This window comes from Amycolatopsis sp. SID8362 (genome assembly GCF_010550475.1).
In the GTDB taxonomy this organism is placed as follows: Bacteria; Actinomycetota; Actinomycetes; order Mycobacteriales; family Pseudonocardiaceae; genus Amycolatopsis; species Amycolatopsis eburnea.
Window position 1 is genome coordinate 1 of the sequence record NZ_JAAGNB010001631.1, and the last position, 2,219, is coordinate 2,219.

The window sequence follows — 2,219 nt, forward strand, 5'->3', positions numbered from 1 at the left end:
CCAGGCAGCGCGCGGTGGTTTCGGCGAGCAGCTTGTCGGCGAGCCCGGACAGCTCGGCGCCGCGGTGGGCGGGTACCTCGCGGGCCAGCGCGCGCAGGCCCGCGACGCACGCGAGCCGCGAGTGCGTCCACCACTCGTCCTGCAGCTCCCAGATCCCCGCCTCCGGCGCGTCCCAGTGCTCGGTGATCAGCCCGAGGACGACGTCGGTGGCGAGCCGGTCGTCGGCGTCCAGGCGGCCGTGGCGGGCCGCGGCCGCGTGCAGCTGCAGCAGCTCGCCGAGGGCGTCGAGCTGGAACTGGCTGTTGACGTGGTTGCCCACGATGTCGGCGCCGCCGGGGTAGCCGGGCAGGTCCAGCCGCGTTTCGCCGGGTGGCGGGGTGCCGTCGGGGCGGTAGGCGGGCAGCAGCCGGTCGCCGTGGTCGAGGACGCGGGCGGTGGTGAACCGCAGGGCGTCGTCGAGCAGGGGATGGGGTTCGCCGACGGCGGCGGCGAGGCCGGCGTAGCACTGGTCGCGCAGCCAGACGTACCGGTAGTCGTAGTTGCGGCCGGCTTCGGCGCGTTCCGGCAGCCCGAGCGTGGCCGCGGCGACCATGCCGCCGGTGCCGGTGGTCAGGCCGCGCAGCACCGCGTAGGCGTGCCGCGTGTCCCGGGGCGCGATGCTGTTCTCGAACCGGGGAACGTCGGTGTCCCAGGCGTGTTCGGTGGCTTCCCAGAGCCGGTCGGCCCCGACCGGATCCGGCAGCCGCCGTGACGAGATCTCCAGGACCAGGTCGTGGTGCCCGCCGGACGGCACGGCCAGGTCGAACTCCAGCCCGTCCCCGACGGCGCCGGTCCACCGCACCCGCAGGTCGCCGGTGCGGCCGGTCCACGTCCCGTCGTCGTGGCGGCGCAGCTCCCGCAACGACCGGCGGCCGAAGCCGTCGGCCAGGTCGAGCCGGACGTGGACCCGGACGTCCCGCTCGACGGCTTCGACGCGGCGCAGCAGGACGAGCCGGTGCGGGTCCGCGGGGCGGGCCAAGGCTTCGCGGCATTCCACCGTGGTCGACGTCGTCACCCAGCGGTTGCGCCAGATCAGGCTGCCGGGCTCGTAGTACCCGCCCCAGACGTAGGTGTCCACCGGGCTGACGGTGTAGCTGCCGGTGCCGCCGATCAGCGACGACAGCACGGCGCTGTCGGACCACCCGGGCGCGCACAGCCAGCAGACGTCCCCGCGCGGGCCGCACAGCGCGCCGCGCTCGCCGTCGGCCAGCAGGGCGTACTCGCGCAGGACCTGCGGGGCGAAGCCGGTCACGAGCGCGCCCGCCGCCAGAGGGCCAGCGCCGTCGCGGCCAGTGCGCCGCCGCCGGCCGCGAGGAAACCGTGGTGCCGGCTCGCCCAAAGCTGGAAGCTGCGCGGAGTGGCTTTCGCGTCGAACTCGCCGTGCGCGCCGAAGTCCGTTTCGCGGTCGGCCGGCGCCCAGAGGTTCGCGGGCTGACCGGCGGGCCTGGGTGCGCCGGTCTGCTGAGATCCGAAACCCGTCTTGGCGAGGTAGCGGTCGAGGAGACCGGGTGCGACGGCGTTCGCGACGAGCGTGCCGGCGGTGCTGCCGCCGACCCAGTATTCGCGCCGGCGCGGGTGATCGGCGGCGTGCAGCACGGCGCGGGCGGCGACCTCGGGCTGGTAGATCGGCGGCACCGGCTGCGCGTGGTGCGGCAGCCGCGAAAGCACCCACGAGAACTGCGGGGTGTTGACGGCGGGCAGTTGCACCATGGTCGTCCGGACGTGGCTGCCTTCGTGAAGGAGTTCGCAGCGCAGCGATTCGTTGAAGCCCTGGATGGCGTGCTTGGCGCCGCAATACGCGCTCTGCAGCGGGATCCCGCGGTACGCCAGCGCGGAGCCGACCTGCACCACCGTGCCGTGGTCACGCGGCTTCATGCGGTTCAGCGCGGCCATCGTGCCGTGGACGTAGCCGAGGTAGCTGACCTCGGTGACGCGGCGGAACTCGTCCGGCCCGATCTCGCCGAAGGGGGCGAAGACCGAGGTGAAGGCGACGTTGACCCAGACGTCGATCGGCCCCAGCTCCTTCTCGGCGCGCTCGGCGGCGGCGTCGACCTGATCGAAGTCGGCGACGTCGGTGGGGATCGCCAACGCGGTCCCGCCGCCGCGTTCGACGTCGGCGGCCGCGGCCTCCAGCCCGCGTTCCCCACGGGCCAGCAACGCGACCCGCGCTCGCCGGGCGC

Annotated in this window: 2 protein-coding genes; both read right to left on the reverse strand. The window is 74.5% G+C overall.

Features of this window, described 5'->3' with window-relative positions; translation table 11 throughout:
- A partial coding sequence (locus tag G3I65_RS50445; protein WP_309236066.1) for a glycoside hydrolase family 15 protein occupies positions 1-1,291 on the reverse strand: 1,291 nt, incomplete at its 3' end.
- A partial coding sequence (locus G3I65_RS50450) for an SDR family oxidoreductase (RefSeq protein WP_160702973.1) occupies positions 1,288-2,219 on the reverse strand: 932 nt, incomplete at its 5' end. The genes G3I65_RS50450 and G3I65_RS50445, both read right to left, overlap by 4 nt.